The sequence below is a fragment of the Methanothermus sociabilis genome, assembly GCF_055392295.1.
Genome location: NZ_AP042467.1, coordinates 70,928 through 94,269, shown reverse-complemented (window position 1 = coordinate 94,269; position 23,342 = coordinate 70,928). Strand labels below are relative to the sequence as shown.

27 protein-coding genes and 1 tRNA gene are annotated in these 23,342 nt (G+C 30.6%); 16 read left to right on the top strand and 12 right to left on the bottom strand.

Annotation, left to right across the window (positions count from 1 at the left end):
- Positions 1 to 8: 8 nt before the first annotated feature.
- Positions 9 to 662: a hydrogenase nickel incorporation protein HypB gene (gene hypB, locus ACZ5LY_RS00525; protein ID WP_013413482.1), complete on the bottom strand. Its 654-nt coding sequence runs from the start codon at positions 660 to 662 to the stop codon at positions 9 to 11.
- Positions 663 to 1,037, bottom strand: coding sequence for a hydrogenase maturation nickel metallochaperone HypA (hypA, locus tag ACZ5LY_RS00520; protein WP_013413481.1), 375 nt, complete (start codon positions 1,035 to 1,037; stop codon positions 663 to 665).
- 224 nt (positions 1,038 to 1,261) lie between these two features.
- On the opposite strand from hypA, the gene ACZ5LY_RS00515 reads away from it, so the two are divergent.
- Genes ACZ5LY_RS00515 through cofG form a run of 6 tightly spaced genes read left to right on the top strand, consistent with a single transcriptional unit; the run spans position 1,262 to position 5,968 of the window.
- On the top strand, positions 1,262 to 1,747 hold the full coding sequence (locus ACZ5LY_RS00515) for an Lrp/AsnC family transcriptional regulator (protein WP_464577634.1): 486 nt from the start codon (positions 1,262 to 1,264) through the stop codon (positions 1,745 to 1,747).
- A gap of 29 nt (positions 1,748 to 1,776) precedes the next feature.
- Positions 1,777 to 2,817, top strand: a complete 1,041-nt coding sequence (locus ACZ5LY_RS00510; RefSeq protein ID WP_464577632.1) for a histone deacetylase family protein — start codon at positions 1,777 to 1,779, stop codon at positions 2,815 to 2,817.
- A 10-nt stretch (positions 2,818 to 2,827) separates the two neighbouring features.
- Positions 2,828 to 3,499, top strand: a complete 672-nt coding sequence (locus ACZ5LY_RS00505) for a DUF2100 domain-containing protein (protein ID WP_013413478.1) — start codon at positions 2,828 to 2,830, stop codon at positions 3,497 to 3,499.
- A 2-nt stretch (positions 3,500 to 3,501) separates the two neighbouring features.
- Positions 3,502 to 4,449 (top strand): GTP cyclohydrolase MptA, encoded by a 948-nt coding sequence (mptA, locus tag ACZ5LY_RS00500; RefSeq protein ID WP_013413477.1) that lies wholly within the window; start codon positions 3,502 to 3,504, stop codon positions 4,447 to 4,449.
- Positions 4,450 to 4,464: 15 nt separating this feature from the next.
- On the top strand, positions 4,465 to 4,902 hold the full coding sequence (locus tag ACZ5LY_RS00495; protein ID WP_464577629.1) for a DUF2120 family protein: 438 nt from the start codon (positions 4,465 to 4,467) through the stop codon (positions 4,900 to 4,902).
- A 4-nt stretch (positions 4,903 to 4,906) separates the two neighbouring features.
- On the top strand, positions 4,907 to 5,968 hold the full coding sequence (gene cofG / locus ACZ5LY_RS00490) for a 7,8-didemethyl-8-hydroxy-5-deazariboflavin synthase subunit CofG (RefSeq protein WP_013413475.1): 1,062 nt from the start codon (positions 4,907 to 4,909) through the stop codon (positions 5,966 to 5,968).
- On the opposite strand, the gene ACZ5LY_RS00485 is transcribed toward cofG, so the two are convergent.
- Positions 5,946 to 6,668, bottom strand: coding sequence for a class I SAM-dependent methyltransferase (locus tag ACZ5LY_RS00485; protein ID WP_464577627.1), 723 nt, complete (start codon positions 6,666 to 6,668; stop codon positions 5,946 to 5,948). The two genes, cofG and ACZ5LY_RS00485, sit on opposite strands and share 23 nt — an antisense overlap.
- Positions 6,669 to 6,818: 150 nt before the next feature.
- Between ACZ5LY_RS00485 and ACZ5LY_RS00480 the strand changes: the two genes are divergently transcribed.
- From ACZ5LY_RS00480 to oadA, 8 genes are all read left to right on the top strand, one after another.
- Complete coding sequence (locus tag ACZ5LY_RS00480; protein ID WP_013413473.1) at positions 6,819 to 7,904, top strand: formate--phosphoribosylaminoimidazolecarboxamide ligase; 1,086 nt, start codon at positions 6,819 to 6,821, stop codon at positions 7,902 to 7,904.
- A 367-nt stretch (positions 7,905 to 8,271) separates the two neighbouring features.
- Entirely contained in the window at positions 8,272 to 8,907 is a 636-nt protein-coding gene (psmB, locus tag ACZ5LY_RS00475; protein ID WP_013413472.1) for an archaeal proteasome endopeptidase complex subunit beta, read from the top strand.
- Between the two features lie 38 nt (positions 8,908 to 8,945).
- Entirely contained in the window at positions 8,946 to 10,853 is a 1,908-nt protein-coding gene (locus tag ACZ5LY_RS00470; protein WP_048060646.1) for a beta-CASP ribonuclease aCPSF1, read from the top strand.
- A 41-nt stretch (positions 10,854 to 10,894) separates the two neighbouring features.
- Positions 10,895 to 11,914, top strand: coding sequence for a phosphoribosylformylglycinamidine cyclo-ligase (gene purM, locus ACZ5LY_RS00465; RefSeq protein WP_464577624.1), 1,020 nt, complete (start codon positions 10,895 to 10,897; stop codon positions 11,912 to 11,914).
- A 35-nt stretch (positions 11,915 to 11,949) separates the two neighbouring features.
- Positions 11,950 to 12,969 (top strand): L-sulfolactate dehydrogenase, encoded by a 1,020-nt coding sequence (gene comC, locus ACZ5LY_RS00460; protein ID WP_013413469.1) that lies wholly within the window; start codon positions 11,950 to 11,952, stop codon positions 12,967 to 12,969.
- Entirely contained in the window at positions 12,963 to 13,472 is a 510-nt protein-coding gene (gene comD, locus ACZ5LY_RS00455; protein WP_464577622.1) for a sulfopyruvate decarboxylase subunit alpha, read from the top strand. The genes comC and comD overlap by 7 nt, the downstream gene beginning before the upstream one ends.
- Positions 13,460 to 14,008, top strand: coding sequence for a sulfopyruvate decarboxylase subunit beta (gene comE, locus ACZ5LY_RS00450; protein ID WP_013413467.1), 549 nt, complete (start codon positions 13,460 to 13,462; stop codon positions 14,006 to 14,008). Before comD ends, comE begins: the two co-directional genes overlap by 13 nt.
- Positions 14,009 to 14,033: 25 nt before the next feature.
- Positions 14,034 to 15,749: a sodium-extruding oxaloacetate decarboxylase subunit alpha gene (oadA, locus tag ACZ5LY_RS00445; RefSeq protein WP_464577620.1), complete on the top strand. Its 1,716-nt coding sequence runs from the start codon at positions 14,034 to 14,036 to the stop codon at positions 15,747 to 15,749.
- Positions 15,750 to 15,751: 2 nt separating this feature from the next.
- On the opposite strand, the gene queC is transcribed toward oadA, so the two are convergent.
- The 3 genes from queC to ACZ5LY_RS00430 are packed head-to-tail and all read right to left on the bottom strand — an operon-like array spanning position 15,752 to position 17,890.
- Positions 15,752 to 16,447 carry a 7-cyano-7-deazaguanine synthase QueC gene (gene queC, locus ACZ5LY_RS00440; RefSeq protein WP_013413465.1) on the bottom strand — a complete coding sequence of 232 codons (696 nt, stop codon included), beginning with the start codon at positions 16,445 to 16,447 and terminating at the stop codon, positions 15,752 to 15,754.
- On the bottom strand, positions 16,440 to 17,600 hold the full coding sequence (gene larC2, locus ACZ5LY_RS00435; protein WP_464577618.1) for a nickel pincer cofactor biosynthesis protein LarC2: 1,161 nt from the start codon (positions 17,598 to 17,600) through the stop codon (positions 16,440 to 16,442). The genes queC and larC2 overlap by 8 nt, the downstream gene beginning before the upstream one ends.
- Positions 17,597 to 17,890, bottom strand: coding sequence for a DUF167 domain-containing protein (locus ACZ5LY_RS00430; protein ID WP_013413463.1), 294 nt, complete (start codon positions 17,888 to 17,890; stop codon positions 17,597 to 17,599). The genes larC2 and ACZ5LY_RS00430 overlap by 4 nt, the downstream gene beginning before the upstream one ends.
- A gap of 73 nt (positions 17,891 to 17,963) precedes the next feature.
- Between ACZ5LY_RS00430 and ACZ5LY_RS00425 the strand changes: the two genes are divergently transcribed.
- Positions 17,964 to 18,047 (top strand) — tRNA-Leu (locus ACZ5LY_RS00425).
- Here the strand turns inward: ACZ5LY_RS00425 and ACZ5LY_RS00420 are convergent.
- Entirely contained in the window at positions 18,012 to 18,458 is a 447-nt protein-coding gene (locus ACZ5LY_RS00420; protein ID WP_013413462.1) for a DUF371 domain-containing protein, read from the bottom strand. The genes ACZ5LY_RS00425 and ACZ5LY_RS00420 overlap by 36 nt on opposite strands.
- A 20-nt stretch (positions 18,459 to 18,478) precedes the next feature.
- On the opposite strand from ACZ5LY_RS00420, the gene ACZ5LY_RS00415 reads away from it, so the two are divergent.
- The gene (locus ACZ5LY_RS00415; protein WP_013413461.1) at positions 18,479 to 18,910 is read left to right on the top strand and encodes a GIY-YIG nuclease family protein; all 432 of its coding nucleotides are present in this window, start codon (positions 18,479 to 18,481) and stop codon (positions 18,908 to 18,910) included.
- Here ACZ5LY_RS00415 and cfbC read toward each other — a convergent pair.
- From cfbC to ACZ5LY_RS00390, 5 genes are read right to left on the bottom strand one after another with little or no spacing between them, the layout of a single operon-like run.
- Entirely contained in the window at positions 18,885 to 19,697 is an 813-nt protein-coding gene (gene cfbC, locus ACZ5LY_RS00410; protein WP_013413460.1) for a Ni-sirohydrochlorin a,c-diamide reductive cyclase ATP-dependent reductase subunit, read from the bottom strand. The genes ACZ5LY_RS00415 and cfbC overlap by 26 nt on opposite strands.
- A 2-nt stretch (positions 19,698 to 19,699) precedes the next feature.
- A complete protein-coding gene (locus ACZ5LY_RS00405) occupies positions 19,700 to 20,890 on the bottom strand; it encodes a peptidase U32 family protein (RefSeq protein ID WP_464577615.1) in 1,191 nt (396 codons plus the stop codon).
- A gap of 16 nt (positions 20,891 to 20,906) precedes the next feature.
- Positions 20,907 to 22,298, bottom strand: a complete 1,392-nt coding sequence (purF, locus tag ACZ5LY_RS00400) for an amidophosphoribosyltransferase (RefSeq protein WP_464577613.1) — start codon at positions 22,296 to 22,298, stop codon at positions 20,907 to 20,909.
- A gap of 11 nt (positions 22,299 to 22,309) precedes the next feature.
- Positions 22,310 to 23,131: a toprim domain-containing protein gene (locus ACZ5LY_RS00395; RefSeq protein ID WP_013413457.1), complete on the bottom strand. Its 822-nt coding sequence runs from the start codon at positions 23,129 to 23,131 to the stop codon at positions 22,310 to 22,312.
- Positions 23,132 to 23,314 (bottom strand): 50S ribosomal protein L37e, encoded by a 183-nt coding sequence (locus ACZ5LY_RS00390; protein ID WP_013413456.1) that lies wholly within the window; start codon positions 23,312 to 23,314, stop codon positions 23,132 to 23,134.
- Between the last annotated feature and the right edge of the window lie 28 nt (positions 23,315 to 23,342).

The window sequence follows — 23,342 nt, the reverse complement described above, 5'->3', positions numbered from 1 at the left end:
CTTCACCATTATTTGCCCATAAATTCAAGTATTGCATTCTTTACATCATCTATACCTTCACCAGTTTTTACAGAAGTTTTAATAACTTTGGCAGTAGGATTAAGTTTTTTCACATCTTTAACCATCTTATTTATGTCAGAACCTACAAATTCTGCGATATCTATCTTATTTATTACTACAATGTCAGCCTCTTTAAATATATGAGGATGTTTTTTTATTATGTCATCTCCTTCAGAAGTGCTTATCACGACCATTCTTAGATGTGATCCCAATTCAAAATCTACAGGACAGATTAAGTTTCCTACATTTTCAATAAACAATACTTCAATTTCATCTAAAGGTATTTCTTCTAGTGCATGTTCAACTAAATGGGCATCTAAATGACACTCCTTACCAGTGTTCACACCCACTACTGGTACATTAAGTTTTTCAATTCTTTTGGCATCATATTTACTTACGACATCTCCTGCTATAACAGCGATTTTTTTGTTCATTTTTTCTATCAATTTTTCAATTAGAGCTGTTTTTCCAGAACCAATGGCTCCTAGGACATCGATGGCAAAAACATTTTTTTGATTTAATAAACGTTGGTTTTTCCTTGCTAATTTTTTATTTGCCATTATTATATCCTTTTCTACCTCTACCTCAGCTATTTTATGCATTTAATCCCCCTTCTCAATTTTTATACTCTTTACATTGCATTCTCTTCCTGAAAGTATTTTTATATCCATACATCCACATTTAGGACAGGAAACAAATGCCAAATAGTGATCTGAATTATCATCTATTTTTACCTTACCTTCATAACCACAGCAATTACAAGAAATTCTTGCAGGATTTTTTTGTATTTTAAACTTTGTATTTTCTAGAATAGTATCCTTACTTAAAGTTTCAAGGCAAAATTTTAGCTGTTCTGGATTTAACAATGTTAATTCACCAACTTCGATCTTCACTTCTAAAATTTTATTAGCATTATTTTTTTTGGCAGAATTAATTACAGTTTCAACAATAGCATTTGCCATTGAGACTTCATGCATTCATTTTCCTCCACAAAAAATAATATATTTAAAAAGCCGTGGTTCTTATGACTTGGTTGAATATTTTGTGCTAACTTTATATATAGATTTTTATTATCTATTTTTCATTATTAAATAAAAAACAACAATATTTTGTTTAAACAAATAATGTTAAATATTTATCTTAAATTAAACAAATAAATAAAATAAAAAATAATTTTATAAATTGTTCAGAGAGTGGTGGAATGTCTCCAAAAAATAAAAACAACGTTATGTTGGATGAGATAGATAAAAAAATAATAAATTTGCTAAATAACGATGGAAGAATGTCTTACCGAGAAATATCAAGAAAATTAAATATTTCAGTTGGCACTGTACATAACAGAATTAAAAAACTGATGGATAAAGGTGTAATAAAGAAGTTCATGCCAGTTATTGATCATTCAAAATTAGGTTATGATCTCACAGTGATTATAGGTATAAAAGCAAAAAGTGGGTTTTTAGAGGATCTAAAATCATATTCATCTAATAAGAATATATTGTGCATATATGATGTCACGGGAGAATTTGATGTTGTAATAATTGCTAGATTTAAAAATACTAGTGAATTAGATAATTTTATTAAAAATTTACTTAAAGAGCCAAAAGTTGTACGCACATATACACAAATTGTACTAAATGTTGTAAAGGAAAACATGAATTCATGTGAAATATTGGAGGGCAATAGTTAGTGATTGATAGTCTTAATTAAGTGATCATAATGTCAATAATATATAGTAAAAAATATAATCTTCATAACAATCCAAATCATATCGAAAATAAAAATAGAACTGAGGCAATATTAAATATTTTACATGAAAAGGGAATTATTAAGCATTTGGAAGTATATAAACCAAAAAGGGCAAAAATCGATGACTTAAAAAAAGTTCACGAACTTCATTATATTAATTACATAAAGGAATTTTGTAAGAAAGGAGGAGGCTATTTAGACTTTGATACATATGCCACATCCTATACATATGATGTTGCTTCTCTGGCTGCTGGTGGAGCAATAGAAGCATCAAAATTAATAATAAATGGTAAAAAGTGGGTATATTCCATATCAAGACCACCGGGACACCATGCAACAAAAAATAAGGCCATGGGTTTTTGTATTTTTAATAATTTGGCAATAGGACTTGAAAATTTGAGAAATAAATTTAAAAATTTTTTAATATTGGATTTCGACCTTCATTATGGTAATGGAACAGCAGAAATATATTATGAAGATCCTAGCGTCTTATACATTTCCATACATCAAGATCCTAAAACAATATTTCCTAGCTGCGGATTTATAGATGAAATTGGTAAAAATGAAGGAGAGGGATATAATATAAATATCCCCATGCCTCCTAACTCTGATGATAATGATTACATATGGATATTAAGTGAAATTATCCCACCAATAATCGATGATTTTAAGCCAGAAATAATATTAATAGAGGCAGGTTTTGATGCACACAAAAGGGATCCTTTAGGTAGTATTAATTTAACTGAAAAATTTTACGCATGGATCGCCAAATTCCTTAGAAAATTTAATTTACCTATTATGTGCGTGTTAGAGGGAGGCTATAATTTAAAAGCATTAAAATATTCAAATTTGATGTTTATATTATATTCAAATCCTGAATTATTGGGGATGGATCAGTTTTCAAATTTGAGAATTTTGGATGGATTTAAAGAAGCTAAAAAAGTTAAAATAAGAGTTAAAAAATTATATTCTGAAATAAAAAGTATTATATCCAATTTTTTCAAAATATAGAGGTATGAAGATGGATAGAATAAGAATAAAACAATGCGAAAGATTAATTAAAAAAGCTAGCAAATCCAAACCTAAAATAAAAAGCAAAGATAAAATCACAATAAATAAAGTTAAAGAAGGTCAAATAGATATAGAAACTCTCAATGATGCAATAAATAAGTTGTTAGAGTCTGAAACTTTTATTTATAAAACTTTACCTTCAAGAAAAATTAAAGGTAAAGATGCTCAAGAATTTTGTAATAATTTGATGTTTGTAAAAAAGAAAATAGAGAAAATATTATCAGATTTTGATGTTATAAAAACTGTTGAAGAGGAAATACCCAAAGAAATTTTGATAGTTACACAAAATACAAGAATTAAAAAAAGATTACAAGATATTGGAGTAGATCCAAGACAAATAATAGTTGCAGGAGTACCTTTAGCTTTAGAAGACATGAAAGAAATAAATCCAAACATCCCAGAACATGCATTAAAAAATATTGAAAAACGGATAAAAGTCATTAAAAATGAAATATCACGTAAAATAAAACATTTTGAAAAAATATTAGTTGTAGTTCAGAAAGATAAAAGTGGAAAACTTTTAGCTAAGAGAGCTAAAGAATTATACAATGCTGAAGTCATGTTCTGTGAAGATCCTAAAGATATTGACTTACATAAATTATCTAAATTTTGGGGTGGTTAATTTTGAGCACATGCTTCCCAGATACACAAAACGAATTGCCCAAAATCCCCATATCTTTAACAAGGGTGGGGGTTACAGGTGTTAAAAAACTTGTAAAAATTGAAAGAAAAAATAAAAGACCTATAATAATGTTACCAGTTTTCAATGCTTTTGTAGATCTTCCAAGTAGTAAAAGAGGAATTCATATGTCTAGAAATCCAGAAGCAATCAGTGAAGTAATAGAAGAAGCTGTAAATGGTATAAATATAGAGTTAGAGTCTTTATGTGCAAAAATTGCAAGTTTATTACTTAAAAAACACAAATATGCTCAAAGAGCAGAAGTTAATATGGAAAGCGATTTTGCAATTGTAAGAAGGACACCAGTAACAAACAATAAGAGCCAAGAAATGGTAAAAATAATAGCAAATGCTGTTGGTTTTAGAAACGGAAACGATGTTAAAATAAGAAAAATGATAGGTGCCGAAGTAACAGGAATAACTGTTTGTCCATGTGCACAAGAACTACTAAAGGAATTAAATAAGCAGAGATTGTTAAAGTTTTTAGATGAAAATACTGTAGAAAAAGTGATGAAGAATGTTACAGTAGCTTCTCATAACCAAAGAAGTAGAGGCACTATAATGATAGAAGTCCCTGAAAATTATGAAGTTCGTGGAGAAGACATAATAGAAATAATTGAGAGTTCTATGAGTTCACCTGTTTATGAGTTACTTAAAAGGCCTGATGAAAGTAAAGTTGTAGAAATGGCACATAAGAAACCAATGTTTGTTGAGGATTCTGTTAGGGAGATGTTATATAAAATAGTGGAAAAATTTTCCTATTTACCAGATAATACCATAGTTACAGTTAGACAAGTAAATGAAGAAAGTATACATCAACACAATGCATTTGCAGAAAGAGTTGCCACATTGCAAGAATTGAGATATGAAATTAACAAAAATAAAGAACAATAACTAATGGGTGTCTATGTGATAGGTATACATAATGTTGCAAAGGAGATACTATTACATTTCAATGCTTTTGAGGGTTCAAAACCACTTTTTGATTCTCAAAAAATTTTAATTGTCAGAGGGGTATCTCGTAAAAAAATGGATAGAGAAAAAATAAAAAAAGAGTTAGAAAAATTACTTGAAAAATTAGATGCTAAAGAAGTAGATTTAATGTCTGGAGAAGGTTCAAATATTTTAGCTATGATGGACAATAATATAAGATCAGAGATAGATCCAGAAGCTGAATCAGATTTTATGGGAATTGAAAAGCTTAAAGAGACTTTTGAACAAATGAATTTTATTGTAGAATATAAGCTGGCAAGAAAAAATAATATAGGTATATTTGTTGTTGTCTACAAAGATAAAGCAGATGTAGGACCATGTTTCATAGAGGTTGTGGTGTCCAGCCTTGCATGAAAACATGAATAAAAAGGAAGCAATAGAATTATTTTATTCAGACTTATTAGAGCTAATGAGAAAAGCTTATTCTCTAAAAAAAGATAAATACATAACTTATTCTAAAAATGTTTTTATACCGGTCACTACTTTTTGTAGAAATAAGTGTGGGTATTGTATTTTTAGAAATGAAAATTATAAAAAACCTTTGATGATGCCAAAAGAAGTTCTGTCAAAATTAAAATTAGCAGAAAAATATGGATGTAAAGAAGCATTGTTTACAATGGGTGAGATAGATGATTCTGTTGAGCCTGTGAATAACATACTTGATAGACTAGGTTATGAAAACATGGTGGAATATGTATATTATTTATGCAATGAAACTTTAGAAGAAACATCTCTCCTCCCACATACAAACATGGGCGTACTTAGCTTTAAAGATTTGAAAATACTTAAAGAAGTTAATGCATCGATGGGTCTAATGTTAGAAAATATCAGTGAAAGATTAATGGAGACTGTTGCTCATAAAAATAGTCCAGGTAAAGATCCTAAACTCAGACTTAAAACAATTGAAAATGCTGGTAAATTAAAAATACCGTTTACAACCGGATTATTAATTGGAATTGGTGAAACAGTTGAAGAAAGAATTGAATCATTGCTTAAATTAAGGAAGATTCATGACAAATATGGTCATATACAAGAGATCATAATTCAAAATTTTAAACCAAAACCAGGAACTCCGATGGAGAATTATCCAGAACCTTCATTAATTGAAATGTTAAGAACCGTTGCAGTAACAAAATTGATTTTCCCAGATGTTAGTGTTCAAATACCACCAAATTTAAATAGGGAGACTGCACAATTATTCATTTTTGCTGGTGCGGACGATTGGGGAGGTGTATCACCAATAACAAAAGATTATGTAAATCCAGAATCTAAATGGCCTGAAATTGATGAACTAAAAAACCTTACTGAAGAGGCTGGATTTAAATTAAAAGAAAGATTACCAGTTTATCCTAAATTTATCTCAGAAGAATTTTTAAGTAAAAAAATTCTACAAAAAATCAATGAATTAAAGCATCAATAACAACATGTGAAACTCCTGGAGCATATTTCTTGACAACTCTCTTATGTAAAATTTTAACATCTTTATCTTTTGCTGCAGATTTTATTCTATTTATTGGGCGTTTAAAACCTAATTTATCTGGTACAGCTTCATGATAATGTATAATTCCTCGATCAGATATGCATTGCATTGCAGAATCTAAATATTTGGATGGGTCTGGTAAATATCCCATTATTACTCTGTCTGCATCAAGTTCTGGAGCTATTTTGCCGCAATCCCCAAGAATTGGAAATACTTTCTTCTCAACTTTATTAAGTTTTATATTTTCTTTTAGATATTTAAATGCAGTTGGATTTATTTCAATAGCAAATACTTTCTTTGGTTGTGAATGAACAGCTATAGGTATTGAGAAGTAACCTATACCTGCAAACATGTCTACAACTGTCTCATCTTTATTAACAAGTTTTGCAATTCTCATTCTCTCATATGTATTTCCTTTTGACCACATTACTTTTGAAATATCTAGTTTGAATAAACAGTTGTTTTCTTTATGTATAGTTTCGGTGTCAGAGCCATATAAAATTTTTATTTCTGGTTTTCTAACTTTTCCTTCTATTTTTTCTATTTTTACAATTGTCTTAATGCCTTTTTTCTTAAAATATTCTACATCATTAATCTTTTTGTTTAATATTAAAATATCTCCAATTCTTTTCCATTTCATAGTTGAGTAAAAACAATTTTATTGTGAATTAGGATTCAAAATGAGTAGTATGGTAACATATATTATTTAAATTTTGCTTCTCATAAACAAGAAAGATAATCTTTATATCAAAAATAAAAAAACTACCCTAAAAAACTAGGTTGGGTAGGAATGATAAAAAAAGAGGAAATAGTGGAAATATTAAACGAATATGAGAAAGATAAAATAACTATTGCTACATTAGGTAGTCACACAGCTTTACATATATTACATGGTGCAAAAAAAGAAGGATTTAGAACTGCCGTAGTATGTGAAAAAGGTCGTGAAGTACCTTATGAGAGATTTAGGGTTGCAGATGAATTCATAATTGTTAATGAATTTAAAGAAATAAATGATGAAAATGTGCAGGAAAAATTGAGAGATATGAATAGTATAGTGATTCCACATGGATCTTTTGTTGCATATGCTGGCCTTGATAACATTGAAAATGATTTTTACTTACCAATGTTTGGAAATAGGAAGATATTAAGATGGGAATCAGAAAGAAAGTTAGAAAGAAAATTGATGAAAGAAGCAAAAATAAGAATTCCATATAAATACGATGACCCAGAAAAAATAGATAGGCCTGTGATAGTTAAATTTCCAGGGGCTAGGGGAGGAAGAGGATATTTCATTGCTTCCTCACCTGATGAATTTTATGAAAAAATAGAAATAATGAAAAAGAAAAACTGGATTAGTGAGGACGATATTTCCAAAGCTCACATTGAAGAATATGTTACAGGTACTAATTTTTGTATTCAGTATTTTTATTCCGTACTTAAAGATGAAGTTGAAATATTAGGAATGGATTCAAGATTTGAATCAAATATTGATGGACTTGTGAGAATACCTGCTAAAGATCAATTAGATATGGATATAAATCCTTCTTATGTTATCACAGGGAACCATCCAGTAGTAATGAGGGAATCTTTATTAGTTCAGGCATTTGAAATTGGTGATAAAGTTGTAGAAGCTGCTAAAAAACTTGTGCCTCCTGGCATGAATGGACCATTTTGTCTTCAAACGATTTGCACTGATGAGTTAGAAATAGTAACTTTTGAGATGAGTGCAAGATCAGATGGTGGTACAAACACATTTATGAATGGATCTCCATATAGTTACTTACTTTATGGCGAAGGAATGAGCATGGGGCGAAGGATTGCTAGAGAAATTAAAAATGCATTGAAAAAAGACATGCTAACAGAATTGATCACATAAAATATCTTTTTTAGGCTTTTTTTACAAATTTTTTTAATATTTCATTAGGAATTTCATTTCCGAAGGAAAAAGCCGAAAACTTTTTATAATTGTTAAAAGAATTATTATTGTGAACAGAATTTTAATTTGGAATAAGATTTTTGTAAACATGGTTAGGTAGTTTCATTGCTGGAAACAGAAAAGTTTTTTCTGTGGAGGTTGTCAACATCAATTCTCTAAGAAAACATAAAATATATATTATTGTAAAAACCTACAACATTTCTGATTAAAATTTTGGAAATTGGTATTCTGAGAGCGTCAGAAGTTAAGAATTTTCCAAAAAATTAATGCAGCGTATTCTATTTTTATAGAATCAAGAGGTGTGTATATGAGTAATAGAAATAATTTTAAAGGCACCACAACAGTAGGAATAGTATGCAAAGATGGCATTGTTTTTGCCAGTGAAAAAAGAGCAACTTTGGGGAACCTAATAGCCCATAAGGCTGTAGATAAAATTTTTAAAATTGATGAGCACCTTGCTACTACTGTTGCTGGTTCAGTTGGCGACGCCCAGAAATTAGTAGAATATTTAAAAGCTGAAGTAAGATTATATAAATTAAGGACTGGAAAACCTGCAACTGTTAGGGCAGCTGCAAGCATTGCATCTAATATTCTCCATGCAAGTAGAATGTTTCCATTTATTGTTCAAATGTTGATTGGTGGAATAGATGAAACCGGACCTAAAATTTATTCTGTCGACCCTGCTGGTGGTAAAATTGAAGATAAATATGTTTCAACAGGTTCTGGATCTCCAATAGCTTATGGGGTTTTAGAAGATAGGTATAAAAAAGACATGAGTGTTGAAGATGCTATTAACATTGCTTTACGTGCTATTAAATCTTCAACAAAGAGAGATACATTTTCTGGGGATGGTATCTCATTAGCAGTTGTAACTGAAAAGGAAGGATTCAAAAGGTTTGATGAAAAATATATAAAATCTAAGATAAAGGAGATTGATTGCTAATTCTTCTTTTTTTTAAAAATTTATTTTCCAGTGATTCTATGACATCAGAGATTCTTAAAGAAATTAGAAAAGTTATAGCAAGTAAAATACCTGAAAATGTTGAAATTACAAAAGTTGAATTTGAAGGCCCTGAATTGGTTGTTTACACAAAAAATCCAGAGATAGTAGCTGAAGATGGTGGATTAATTCGTACATTGGCTAAAGAATTAAAAAAGAGAATAATTGTACGTTCAGATGCATCAGCACTTCTTGATCCTGAAAAGACAATTGAAAAAATAAAAGAAATAGTACCAGAGGAAGCTAAAATTACAAACATATATTTTGACGATGTAACTGGTGAAGTTATAGTAGAAGCAAGGAAACCTGGTTTAGTAATTGGCAAACATGGTTCAACATCAAAAAGTATAATAAAACATACTGGTTGGGTCCCAAAAATATTAAGAACACCTCCAATACCTTCAAAAATTGTTGAAAAAATTAGAAAATTACTTAGAAGGGAAAGTAAAAAAAGAAGACAAATATTACGTAATTTAGGATGTAGAATACATAGACAGCCCAAGTATGAAAATGATTGGGCACGAATAACAGCTCTAGGAGGTTTTAGAGAAGTTGGAAGGTCTTGTCTATATTTACAAACCCCAAATAGTAAAATTTTATTGGATTGTGGCGTCAATGTAGCTGCAAATGATGAGAAAAATGCGTATCCTTATTTAAATATCCCTGAGTTCATTCTTGATGAAATAGAAGCCGTTGTAATTTCCCATGCACATTTAGATCATTCAGGTTTTGTACCTTATCTATATCATTATGGTTATAGAGGTCCAGTATACTGTAGTGCACCAACACGAGATTTGATGGCTCTTCTACAATTAGATCATATAGATATAGCTGAGAGAGAAGGTCGTGAATTACCATTCAATGCCAAAGATGTTAATAAATGTTTGAAACATACTATAACACTTGAATATGGGGAAGTTACTGATATAACTCCTGATATCAGACTTACATTGCATAATGCTGGGCATATATTAGGTTCAGCAATTCTACATTTACATATTGGCGATGGACAACATAATCTTGTATATACTGGAGATTTTAAATATGAAAAAACTAGATTACTAGAACCGGCAGTAACAGATTTTCCTAGACTAGAAACACTTGTGATGGAGAGTACATATGGTGGAAAGGAAGATATTCAACCAAGCAGAGAAATGGCAGAAAAAAGATTGATAAAAGTTATTTATGATACTATAAAAAGAGGAGGTAAAGTATTAATCCCTGTTTTTGCTGTAGGAAGAGCCCAAGAATTAATGGTTGTTCTTGATGAATATATTAAAAGTGGAATATTAGAGGAGATACCTATATTTGTTGATGGCATGGTTTGGGAAGCAACTGCAATACATACAACGAGGCCAGAATATCTCAGTAAAACTCTTTCCGACCAAATATTTCATTACGGATACAATCCATTCACTTCTGAGATTTTTAATAAGGTAAGTAGTTCAGATGAACGAAAAGATGTCGTAGAAGGAGAACCTTGTGTTATATTGTCAACATCAGGAATGTTAGCTGGAGGAAATTCTGTAGAATATTTCAAATGGTTATGTGAAGATGAAAAGAATACATTGGTCTTTGTTGGTTATCAAGCTGAAGGTTCGTTAGGAAGAAGACTACAAAAAAATCGGAGAGATATCACCTTTGAAGAAAATGGTAAAATGAAGGTTTACAAAGTCAAAATGCAAATAGAAACAATTGAAGGATTCAGTGGTCACTCTGACAGAAAACAATTGATGAAATATGTACATAATCTTTCACCTAAGCCTGAGAAAATTCTAGTGTGTCATGGCAATGCTTATAAATCATTAGATCTTGCCTCAAGTATTTACAAAAAATACAGAATAGAAACCAGAGCTCCTTTAAATTTAGAAGCTGTACGTATATATTGAATCGAATTGGTTTTAATTATGTTTTTGGTTGAGGTGGTAATGTGGTAACATATTCAGAATCTGGTGTAGATATAAATCTAGAGGAAAAAACAATTTTAGCATTGACAAAAAACCTTAAAGATACATTTAATTTTGTCAAATTTATAGGAAAACATGGTCATTTTGCTTCTGTAATAGAAGTTGATAAGAAAAAAATAGCAATGACTACGGATGGTGTTGGTAGCAAAATCATTGTTGCAAATATGATGAAAAAATATGATACAATTGGCATAGATTGTGTTGCAATGATTGTAAATGACCTTCTATGTGTAGGAGCCAAACCTGTAGCCATGGTCGATTATTTAGCATTTGAAAAACCAGACCCAAAAATTGCAGAAGAGATTGGTAAAGGTTTAGCAAAAGGAGCAAAAATGTCAAACATTGGCATAATTGGTGGAGAAACAGCTTCTTTACCAGATATAATAAATGGGTTTGACCTTGCTGGAACAGGTATCGGAATAATCGAAAATGAGATTATTGATGGAAGTAGAATAGAAGTAGGCGATGTTGTAATTGGAATGAAAAGTAATGGTATTCATAGTAATGGTTTAAGTTTGGCAAGAAAAGTATTTTTTGAGGAAGAATCTTTAAATGTTGATGATCCATTGCCTGGTTTTCCTGATGTCAAAATAGGAAATGAATTATTAAAACCCACAAGAATTTACGTAAAACCAATACTCAAATTATTAAAAAGTGATGTTGAGATCCATGGGCTTGTGCATATAACTGGTGGTGGTTTTAAAAATCTAGAGAGGCTTAATGAAGATGTTGGATATTATTTAGACAACTTACCAGAACCACAACCAATTTTTAAATCTATTTATAAATTAGGAGTACCATTGGATGAAATGTATAAGGTATTTAATATGGGAGTAGGTTTTATTGTGATTGTAAAGAAAAAGGATGCTTCTAAGGCTCTTAACATTTTAAACAATTATATAGATACCAGTATTATTGGTAAAGTCACTGAAGATAAAATATTAAGAATAAAAACATTTAAAGACAAAATAATATCAATTTAATTTGGAGCTATCAATAGTATAGAAGAGGTGTTAAATTGATAATAAGTCCAGAAGAAGAAAGATCACTCATAATAAAAATACTAAATGCATTGGGAGTATCTGAGGAACATGCTAAAATAACTGCAGATGTAATTGTTGATGCAGATCTGAAAGGATTTACATCTCATGGTATTGGAAGATTTCCACAGTATGTTGAAGGTATTAAGCTAGGTACTATAAAAACATCAGGAAACATTGAAATAGAAAAAGAAACAGACTCTGTTGCACTGATAAATGGTAATCATCTCTTAGGACAGGTAGTAGCATATAAAGGCATGAAATTAGCAATTGAGAAAGCTAAAAATACTGGTGTCGGCATTGTAGGCATACATGATTCAAATCATTTTGGAATTGCAGGATATTACTCAGACATGGCAATGAAAAATGACATGATTGGAATTACTATGACTAATACAGAGCCAGCTGTAGCTCCATTGGGAGGTAAAATACCAGTATTAGGTACAAATCCTATAGCAATAAGTATTCCATCAAATGAGTATTATGTTGCTGTTGATATGTCAACTGCTGCGGTTGCAAGAGGTAAACTTTTAGAAGCTGCAAGAAAAAATGAAAAAATACCTGAGGGTATTGCAGTAGACAAAAATGGAAATCCAACTACTGATCCAAATGAGGCGTTAAATGGATCAATTTTACCATTTGGAGGACACAAAGGATATGCTTTATGTTTTATGATAGAAATTCTTGCAGGTCCTCTTGTTAAAGCAGAATTTGGATCTAAGGTTAAAGGTACTGTAGATCCTTCACAAATGTGTACAAAAGGAGACTTACTCATAGCTATAGATCCCTCAAAATTTTATGATATAGAAGAATTTAAAAGAAATGTAGATGAATTTGTTAAAGAAATAAAATCTACAGGAAAAGATGTTTTAATACCTGGAGATCGAGAACGAATGAATATCAAAAAACGGGAGAAGGAAGGCATAGAGCTAGATAAAAAGCTTGTTGAAAAGTTGAAAGAAATAGCAGACGAACTCAACATTGAACTAACATGGTGAAAATTTTGAATCCTAGTAGAGCTGTCTATGAAGGTATCAAAAATGCTGGTATAGACTTTGTTGTAAGTGTGCCTTGTGTATATTTATCTAAAGTATTGGAATTAGTAGAAAATGATAAAGATATAACACATATACCGGTAAACAGAGAAGAAGAAGGATTTGGCATTGCTGCCGGAGCTTACATTGCTGGAAAAAATACTGCAATACTGATGCAAAATTCTGGACTGGGAAACTCTGTAAATGTACTTGCATCTCTTTATTTATTTTATGGTATACCTATATTGATGGTTATAAGTCATAGAGGTACAAAAGGTGAAAAAATAGAAGCACAAGTGCCTATGGGAAATGCTACACCAAAAATTTTACATTCTCTTAAAATTCCAACTTTTAGACCAGAAACAGCTGCAGAAGCTAAAGATAAAATTGTAGAGGCTTGGAACATCGCATATGAAAATAAGACACCTACAGCTATACTTTTAGAGGTGTCATTTTGGAAAGAATAGAGGCCATTAAAAAAATAATGGAAGATATTAAAGATGAGATTGTTGTATGTACTTTAGGATTTCCTGCTAGGGAACTTTATCATGTTAAAGATTCAAGTAAAAATTTTTACATGCTTGGATCAATGGGGATGGCATCTTCAATAGGGTTGGGAATAGCATTAGCAAAACCTAATAAGAAGGTTGTTGTATTGGATGGTGATGGTTCAATATTAATGAATTTAAATAGTTTAGTTACTATTGCATGCCAAAAACCACGTAATTTTATACTTGTAGTCCTTGACAATGAATCTTATTCAACAACTGGTTCACAACCTACTTATGCTAAGTGTGTAAATCTTAGTGAAATAGCAAAAAGTGTTGGATTAAAGACATTCTTTTTTGAAGATGAGATAAATTTCAAAAAAGTACTAAAATGTAATGGACCAATTTTTGTCCATATCAAAGTGAAACCTGGAAATAGTAAAGTGCCTACTATACCTCTTTCACCAAAGAAAATCTTATCAAGATTTATTAAAGAAGTAAGAAAAGATACATGAAATAAAAGTTAGGATAGGGATCCTCATGGGTATCAAAATTGTTGAAACTGCGCTTAGAGATGCACACCAATCGCTTATGGCCACCAGGTTACGTACGCGGGACATGATACCTATTCTTGAAAAAATGGATAAAGTAGGGTATTATGCACTTGAAGCATGGGGTGGAGCAACCTTCGATGTCTGTATAAGATATTTAAATGAAGATCCGTGGGAAAGACTTAAAAAAATTCGGGAAAATTTAAAAAAGACAAAAATTCAAATGTTGTTGCGTGGACAAAACCTTGTTGGTTATAAGCATTATCCTGATGATATTGTGGAAAAATTTATAGAGAAAGCATATGAAAATGGTGTTGATATTTTTAGAATATTTGATGCTCTTAATGATATTCGTAATATGGAACATGCAATAAAAGTTGCTAAAGAACAAGGTGCGCATGTACAAGGTACAATATGTTACACAATAAGCCCATATCACACTATAGATAAATATGTTGAATTTGCAAAAAAGTTAGAAGACCTAGGATGTGACTCCATAGCTATAAAAGACATGGCAGGACTTATATCCCCAAAAGATACATATAAATTAGTTAAATCTTTAAAAGAAGAGACAGACTTACTTGTTAATTTGCATTGTCATTGTACAAGTGGAATGGCTCCAATAAGTTATTATGTTGCATGTGAAGCAGGTGTGGATATATTAGATACTGCAATTTCCCCATTATCTTGGGGTGCTTCTCAACCACCAACTGAAAGTATCGCTGCAGCATTAAAAAATACAAAATATGACCCTAAATTGAATATGGAACTCCTAAGTGAAATAAAAAAGTATTTTGAAAAAATCAGAGACAAATACAAAAAATTTATAGATCCAATCGCTGAGAGAATAGATACAGATGTTTTAAAATATCAAATACCGGGGGGAATGCTTTCAAATCTTGTTGCACAACTTAAAGAACAAAATATGCTTGATAAATTTGAAGAAGTGTTGAAGGAAGTACCTAAAGTTAGGAAAGACATGGGTTACCCTCCATTAGTTACTCCAACTAGCCAAATAGTTGGTACACAAGCAGTTATGAATATAGTTGGTGGCGAAAGATATAAATTAGTATCAAATGAAGTAAAAGAATATTTCAGAGGATTTTATGGAAGACCTCCAGCACCTGTAAATCCTAAAGTTAAGAAAAAAGTTATAGGCAATGAAAAACCAATAGATTGCCGTCCAGCAGATTTATTGGAGCCCCAATATGAAAAATATAAAAAAGATGGAGAAAAGATGGGTATAATTAAAAAAGAGGAAGATGTATTGACATTTGCTTTATATCCTTCAATAGCTCCTAGATTTCTCAGAGGAGAATTAAAAGAAGAACCTTTAGAACCTCCAGAAGAAGAAAAAACACCGAAAAAAGAATTAAGTATACCTACTCATTACCATGTAGAAATAGATGGAGATGAATATGAAGTTAAAGTTATTCCTACAGGTTATATACCACATGAAGAATTGGAAAAACCAATGCCTCCTAAAAAGGTTAAGGGAGGAGTTGTTTCCACTGTACGAGGTATGGTAACTAAATTAAAGGTAAAAGAAGGGGATAAAGTAAAAAAAGGAGATGTAGTTGCTGTTATTGAGGCAATGAAAATGGAAAATGATATACAAGCTCCACGTACAGGAGTTGTAGAAAAAATTTTTGTGGAAGAAGGTGACAATGTTGAACCAGGAGACACTTTAATGACTATAAAATAATTTTATTTCATGTATTCTGTTGGATCTTCAACTTTTGCCAACTTAAATGCTCTTTTTCTCCTTACACATGATTCACATACACCACAATGTTTTTCAAAGCCTTGATAACAAGAATATGTAAATTCAAATGGAACACCATATTTTTTACCAAGTTTAACAATTTCATGTTTATCCATATCAATCAGCGGAGCTTCAATATTTATATTGCTCATAGTACCTATAGCTAAAAGATTGTTAAAAGCTGATAAAAATTCTTTAGAGTTATCAGGGAATGTGGATGCTTCTTCTCTATCCCATCCAACTATTATTTTCTCAGCATTTTCAGCTTCTGCAAATGCTGATGCAATAGCTGTAAATACTATGTTTCGTGCAGGGACCCATACCATTTTTGCAGTCTTTTCACATTTTTCTTTATCTTCTAAATCAGATATTTTTAATTTTGGTATTTCCTTATCAGTTGTTAATGCTGAAGTTCCAAGCTTTCCTAACCATTTTACATTTAAAACACTATGTTTAATTCCTAAATATTTACATATTTTCTTTGATGCATTTATTTCCATTTCAGCACTTTTTTGACCATAGTCAAATGTTATAGCATGTACCTCTCCATTAGGATTTTTTTTGATAAAATCAAAAAGTGCAACAACTGAATCTAACCCTCCTGATAATATTGAAATTGCTCTTGGAGCTTTAACCATTTGAATACCTCCTATAAAATTCTTCATTTGCAATTCTCATCACATCTTTTAAAGGTAAGCCAGTTTTTTTTGAAATACGTTTTGCATCCTCATATTCTATTCTTGCATCCAATATTTTGCTTCCTAAGAAGCTAACCTTAAAATTAGCTTGTCTTTTACCTTTTACATCAATTTCAAGATTAATCTTTTTTCTTTTAATTATATATCTATGTACATGAGGAAATACTCTAATTCCCAATGTTCCTGTTTCTTCAAAAATTTTTTGAGAGATTTTATCCACGTCTTTTGGACGACATAAAACTCTAAGTATATGTCCTGGACGATTTTTTTTCATTACACAAGGTATTATGCTAACATCTAAAGCCCCAGTATTTATCAATGTTTCAAAAATATTTCCTAAAATCTCACCACTTAAATGATCGATGTTTGTTTCCAATAATGCAATATTATCTTCTTCATAATTCATTTTACCTTTAAATATTTTTAGAATGTTAGGAACCTTTAGATCATGTTTTCCAGCACCATAACCTATTTTATCTATAGTTATTAATGGCAATGATTTTCTAAAGTTATCACACATTTTTTTAAACAATGCAACACCTGTGGGCGTTGAAATTTCATTATTTATAGATTTTTCAAAAGTTGGGATCTTCTTTAATAATTCAAAAGTAAGGTAAGAAGTTTTTGTACCTAAAGCCACTGGGAGGCCAAATATTTTCTCTTTGTCTAAACCTAAAGAAAAATAAGAATACACAGCCCCAAAAACATCTGCAACAATATCTGTAACACCAACATTATGGAATTTTATATTTTTAATAGATTTGTTATGTATACGTGCCTCACATAATGCTATTTCTTTAAAAATAGATTTTGCAAGTTTTAATATTCTTTTACTTATTTCTAAATTCTCTAATTTGTCAATTAACTCAAAATAACTAATTTTTTTGTAATCGTTAGATTCCACATTTACATAAGTACACTTAATTCCAGACTTTGTTGTTTTAGTTATTTCAACATTAATATCACCAAAAATAGAACCTGTTTCTTCCATTATTTTCATTACTTTTTTCTTATTTGCTCCTATATCCACTAAAGCCCCAACTACCATATTACCGCTAATTCCTGCCGTCCTAGGATCTATAACTACTGTCATTTTAGTTTTCCTCTTATAATTTCCATTATTTTTTTGTATTCAACATCTTTTACAACTAAAGTTTTATCACGACTTTTTATGCCTTTAACTATTTTAACTTCTTTATTGAAAAGCTTAGAAAATTCTTCAATTATTTCTTTATTTGCTTTTCCTTTTCTTGCAGGTGATTTAACAGTTACATATAATCTTTTTCTCCATGAATCGTATTTTTCTATACCAAATTTTTTTGAAGATGGAATAACATGTATCTGTAACAATACATCACTACCTTTTTTCATTATTGCTTCCATTCTTCCACCTTCTGCCCATTTATCCAATCGAAAATTATTTATAAAAGTGAATTTATAGCATGTAAATGAAAATGCAGGGGTGGTCGAGTGGTCAAAGGCGCCAGGTTGAGGGCCTGGTGGGTTAGTCCCTTCGCGGGTTCGAATCCCGTCCCCTGCATTTAACAACTAATTTTATTTTCAGTTTCTTCCCATTTTTTAAGTCTTTTATGAGTTTTGGATTAAGATCCTTGGCAGCTTTATTTGCTTTTATCATAAGTGTACGATCGCAAATATAGTTACTTTTCCTACACACAATATCTGTAGGATGTTTCAATGTGAGATTAGGATGTCCATAACCAATTATTTCATCTTTAGCATTTTCGGTTTCCAATATAACTTTTATTTTAGAATTTTCATTTGCTATTGCTTTTTTTATATTTTCAGGTAAATCTTTCAATGCTTTTGTTGATTTGACACCTACAATACAATCTCCTGTTTTACTAACTTCAGGGTCTTTTGTAATTTCAAATGTTGTTCTATGCTTTGATGTTATATTTGGATGGCCTTGTGCATAAAAAACATATTTCATAATTATCTCCACCTTTTATTATGAAAGGTAGTTATTGCCTAATAATGAAATTAAAAAATAATTCAAAAATAAAAGTTGGAAAATTAGGTAAGTTAAACTTTGAGAAAGGTTATTATGTGTATGTTGGTTCAGCACTTAATTCTTTAGAAAGTAGAGTGAAAAGACATTTATCTTCCAATAAAAAATTACATTGGCATATAGATTATTTTTTAATGTATGCAAAAATATTAGAGATAATAGCTGCAATCTCCAATAAAAGAATAGAATGTGAGATTGCTAAATATTTAAATAACTATGCTGTTAGCATTGAAAATTTTGGTTCTTCTGATTGTAACTGTCCTTCACATCTTTTCTATTTTAAAAATTTTGAGAAAGCAAAAACATGTGTTAAGAATGCATTTAAAAATTTAGGCAAAAAATCTTTCTCTATGAGACATTATATAGATTTTTAATAAATTTTTCTAACTCGTCTATACTCATAGGTTTTGGTTCAACGAAATCTTTATTTAAATATATTGATTTCGCTAGATCTCTATATATTTTCGCTTGTTCAGATTTTGGAAACTTTTCGATTACAGTTTTTCCTTCTATTTCACTTTTTTGGACTAAATCACTTCTAGGAATTACACCTACAACTTTACTACCTATTTTTTTTGCAAATTTTTCAACAATTTCTACTTCATTCTTTATACCTCTACAATTACAAATGATACCGCCAAGTCTTCCTTTTAATCTTTTGATACCTTTACATATGTTGTTTGCGGCATATAATGACATATATTCGCCCGAAGTGACTATATAAACTTCATCTGCATAATCTTCACGTAAAGGTACAGCAAATCCTCCACAAACAACATCTCCAAGTACATCATATATTATTATGTCTAAAGATTCCCTAAATACCCCGAGTTTTTCAAGTAAATTCATAGCTACAATTACTCCTCTACCTGCACAACCAACACCAGGTTCTGGACCCCCAGATTCAACACATTTAACACCATTATATCCTACATACACTACATCTTCAACTTTTGGTTCTTTCTTTTCCTTTAAAATATGTAGTACGGTGGGTATCCTGGAGCCATACAATGTCCGTGTTGTATCAGATTTTGGATCACAACCAATTACTAAAACTTTATACTTATCAGAATATGCAGCTGCAATGTTTGAAACTATGGTTGATTTTCCAATCCCTCCTTTTCCATATATTGCTATTCTACGTTGTTTCCTTTTTTTCAAAATTAGCACCTTTTAACCCTTTTATAGACAAGATCTCCAGGATTTACTTTACTTTTCATTTTAAGAGTTATTATTTTTCTCAATTTACCTTTTTTTGCTTTTATTTCTTTTAATTTTATAGACTTTGCTCGCTGTATAATAGCACCTGTTTTCTTTCCTTGAAATACTAACTCATCGCCTTTTTTTATTTCATCCCAAATTCTTAGTTTAGCCAAATTATTTTCATTGTTATATTCTATAACTTCACCCACATCTTTTTTTATTAATCCTTGATTATAAGTACTGCCTTGTTTAGGGCGTCCAAAATAAAATCCATGATCGAATCCTCTATTAAAGACTTTTTTCAACTCTTCTAACCATTCTTTGTTGAATTCCCAATTTCCATTTAAATATTTATCTATAGCTTCTCTATAAACAGATACAACTGTTGCAACATAATCTGCTGATCTAGCTCTTCCTTCAATTTTAAAAGCATCAACTCCTAATTCCATTAACTCTGGAATGTACTCAATCATACACAAATCTTTAGGACTAAAAATATAACTTTTTATATTACCATTACCACTTTCTACTATAAATTCTTCATTATCTTCAGATATTACTCTCCAAGCCTTTCTACAAGGTTGTAAACACTCTCCTTTATTAGAACTTTTCCCTGTAAGGTAAGAACTCAATAAACATCTTCCAGATATTGCCATACACTGAGCTCCATGTATAAAAATTTCTGTTTCAAGTGGAGATTTTGAAGCTATATCTTTAATTTGGTCTAATGTGAGTTCTCTTGAAAGTATGACTCTTGATGCTCCTAATTTCTTGAGTACCTTTATTGCTCTAACATTGGATATATTAGCTTGAACACTAACATGAACTCGTAAATCATTTTCAACAGCCAAATCTATACCACCAAGATCTGAAACTATAATTGCATCTACATTACTTTCATGTAATTCTTGAAGTTTTTTCTCCAATTCATATATATCTGAATCATAAAGTATTGTGTTCGCACAAACATATAATTTAACATTATTTTTGTGAGCATATTTTGTAGCATCATTTATTTCGTCCAATGTAAAATTAGAAACATTTGAACGTAAATTACATCCTTCCATGCCAATATAAACAGCATCTGCACCATTTTTTATTGCAGCTGATAATGAAGCAAAATCACGAGCTGGTGCTAAAAGTTCTACCATACTTCTCACCAAAAAATCAGTAATGATATATATCTGGCTTTATCTTCCTTATTTCATCAGGTGTTAGAGTTGGATATTCGCCATCAAGACAACCTGTGCATAAATTTTTCTTACTAATACCAATACATTTCACTAGAGATTCGATTGTGAGGTATTTTAACGAATTTACACCTAATATTTTTCTTATTTCTTCTACATCCTTATTAGATGCTATCAATTCATCTTCAGACCTTATTGCAATCCCATAATAACATGGATGTTTGATAGGTGGGCAACCTATCCTCAAATGAATCTCTTTTGCATTTGCATTTTTTAAAACATTGACTAATTGCTTGATGGTGGTCCCACGAACTATACTATCATCAATAAGAACTATTCTTTTTCCTTCAACTTCAGTTTTTAATGGATTCATCTTTAATTTCACTGCTGACTCTCTACTTTTTTGTGTTGGCATTATAAATGTTCTACCTATGTAACGATTTTTTATGAAAGCTTCTCCATAAGGAATTCCAGATTCTCTTGAATATCCAATTGCTGCAGGTATTGCTGAATCAGGTACAGGAGCAACCATGTCGGCATCAATAGGATCTTCCCTATAAAGAGCCTTGCCAATATTTAAACGAACTTTATATACTTTTCTCCCATTTATGATACTGTCAGGTCGTGCAAAATAAACATATTCAAATATACAATGAGCTCTTCGTTTTTCCTTTCCTAATTCATAACTTTTTTCAGTATTTAGATGTAATATTTCTCCTGGCTTTATATCTCTTTTATAATCAATGTTAACAACATCAAGTGCAACTGTTTCAGATGCAACAATTTTTGATTCATCATCTTTTCCAAATACTAAAGGTCTAATCCCAAAAGGATCTCTTATAGCATATAAATCATCATTTATAAGAATTACAAGTGAATATGAACCTATAATTTTTTTCAATGCATCCTTTATTGCTTGCAAAACATCATTAGTTTTTGAATATTCATCACAAAATAAATGAGCAATTATTTCAGAATCAGTTGTTGAATAAAAATTATATCCTCTTGATTTAAGATCTTTCCTCAGTTCTCTTGAATTAACTATATCTCCATTATGGGCCACTGATATTTGTCCTTCCTCAAATTCAATCGTAAATGGTTGTGAATTTTTTGGTTCTGATTTTCCAGTAGTGGAATATCGTACATGGCCTATTCCTACATGACTACGGAGACTATCAAGCTTTTTCTTATCAAAAACATTACATACTAATCCCATACTTTTATAAGTTACAATTTTGCCTTGGTATGTTGCCATTCCTGCAGATTCCTGCCCTCTATGTTGTAGAGCATACAAAGAATAATATAGATAATATGGTACAGACTCGGGTTTTTCTGAGTAGATACCTACAATCCCACATTTGTCTTTCACATAGATCCCCATCATTCAACAATTGTCAAAGCTGTCTTTATTATATTTAGCCATTCTATAGCCCTTTTCTTAGATGGGGCACAAATTAATCCTTGACCAACAATGATATCCTTTGGCTTCACATTGTTCGTGATTTTTACAATTTTATCTTCGTCTACTTCTTCACCAAAAAGTTCTGCCCATAATTCTTTAAGAGAAAAAGCTTCTAATAAACCTCTTTTTTTCATTTCCTCATAATTTGATTTAACACTCTTATATTTTTCTTCAATATTCTTATATCTTTCTTTTAATTCATTATATTTATCCTTTAATTCTTTATATTTTTTCTCAAAATTTTCTAGTTCAGATTCTAGCTCATCTTTACTCTTTTTTAATTTTTTATTTTCCTCAGAAATTGATTTTATTTGGTTTTCAAGTTCATCTATTTTTTCTTCTAATTGATTACAATGTCGAATGTTGGGTAGAGAAGATAAACCTGATCTAACAATCGCATTTTTTATTTCCTTTTTTAGGAGGTCTGAATCTATATATTCCACATCATGGCCATAAGGCAATTTTATTCTTTCCACATGTCCAACATGGTCTTTAAGAGATTTTTCAAATTTTTTTGCTAATTCTCTACCTGTAGGATCTACATCAGTTGCTATCAGTACTATGTCTGCCCCTTCAACAGCTCTTTGTGCAATTTCTACACTTGTCGTTGGTATTATTGAGGAAATAGTTACATGGTATTCTGAACCTAATGAAATCATTTGTAACGCTTTAGAAATTGTCTCTACATCAGAAGCCCCTTCTACAATTATTCTTACATCTATAGGACGTTTATCTTCCATTTATGTCAACCTTTGACCATTAACTTTTTTATTTTGCCAACTATATCTTCTTATTTTTCTTGTTCTACCAAATCCACAGGCTGCACACACTTTTTTCTTTACGTGATAAGATTTACGTCCGCATCTTCTACAACGAATATGTAAGGTTTTATTCCTTTTTCCAAATGATGGCGTACCTTTCATTGTGATACCTCCAAAAAACAACTAACTT

What these genes read in the sequence shown, in the direction of transcription:
- ACZ5LY_RS00415 (WP_013413461.1), top strand. Translation starts at nt 18,479, where the DNA reads ATGAAAGGTAGTTATTGCCTAATAATGAAATTAAAAAATAATTCAAAA.
- ACZ5LY_RS00515 (WP_464577634.1), top strand. Translation starts at nt 1,262, where the DNA reads ATGTCTCCAAAAAATAAAAACAACGTTATGTTGGATGAGATAGATAAA.
- ACZ5LY_RS00395 (WP_013413457.1), bottom strand. Translation starts at nt 23,131, where the DNA reads ATGGAAGATAAACGTCCTATAGATGTAAGAATAATTGTAGAAGGGGCT.
- hypA (WP_013413481.1), bottom strand. Translation starts at nt 1,037, where the DNA reads ATGCATGAAGTCTCAATGGCAAATGCTATTGTTGAAACTGTAATTAAT.
- ACZ5LY_RS00485 (WP_464577627.1), bottom strand. Translation starts at nt 6,668, where the DNA reads ATGAAATGGAAAAGAATTGGAGATATTTTAATATTAAACAAAAAGATT.
- ACZ5LY_RS00405 (WP_464577615.1), bottom strand. Translation starts at nt 20,890, where the DNA reads ATGGTAGAACTTTTAGCACCAGCTCGTGATTTTGCTTCATTATCAGCT.
- larC2 (WP_464577618.1), bottom strand. Translation starts at nt 17,600, where the DNA reads ATGACAGTAGTTATAGATCCTAGGACGGCAGGAATTAGCGGTAATATG.
- comD (WP_464577622.1), top strand. Translation starts at nt 12,963, where the DNA reads ATGGTGAAAATTTTGAATCCTAGTAGAGCTGTCTATGAAGGTATCAAA.
- ACZ5LY_RS00430 (WP_013413463.1), bottom strand. Translation starts at nt 17,890, where the DNA reads ATGGAAGCAATAATGAAAAAAGGTAGTGATGTATTGTTACAGATACAT.
- hypB (WP_013413482.1), bottom strand. Translation starts at nt 662, where the DNA reads ATGCATAAAATAGCTGAGGTAGAGGTAGAAAAGGATATAATAATGGCA.
- ACZ5LY_RS00480 (WP_013413473.1), top strand. Translation starts at nt 6,819, where the DNA reads ATGATAAAAAAAGAGGAAATAGTGGAAATATTAAACGAATATGAGAAA.
- queC (WP_013413465.1), bottom strand. Translation starts at nt 16,447, where the DNA reads ATGGTTAAAGCTCCAAGAGCAATTTCAATATTATCAGGAGGGTTAGAT.
- ACZ5LY_RS00420 (WP_013413462.1), bottom strand. Translation starts at nt 18,458, where the DNA reads ATGAAATATGTTTTTTATGCACAAGGCCATCCAAATATAACATCAAAG.
- ACZ5LY_RS00510 (WP_464577632.1), top strand. Translation starts at nt 1,777, where the DNA reads ATGTCAATAATATATAGTAAAAAATATAATCTTCATAACAATCCAAAT.
- psmB (WP_013413472.1), top strand. Translation starts at nt 8,272, where the DNA reads ATGAGTAATAGAAATAATTTTAAAGGCACCACAACAGTAGGAATAGTA.
- oadA (WP_464577620.1), top strand. Translation starts at nt 14,034, where the DNA reads ATGGGTATCAAAATTGTTGAAACTGCGCTTAGAGATGCACACCAATCG.
- ACZ5LY_RS00390 (WP_013413456.1), bottom strand. Translation starts at nt 23,314, where the DNA reads ATGAAAGGTACGCCATCATTTGGAAAAAGGAATAAAACCTTACATATT.
- ACZ5LY_RS00505 (WP_013413478.1), top strand. Translation starts at nt 2,828, where the DNA reads ATGGATAGAATAAGAATAAAACAATGCGAAAGATTAATTAAAAAAGCT.
- cofG (WP_013413475.1), top strand. Translation starts at nt 4,907, where the DNA reads ATGAATAAAAAGGAAGCAATAGAATTATTTTATTCAGACTTATTAGAG.
- ACZ5LY_RS00470 (WP_048060646.1), top strand. Translation starts at nt 8,946, where the DNA reads ATGACATCAGAGATTCTTAAAGAAATTAGAAAAGTTATAGCAAGTAAA.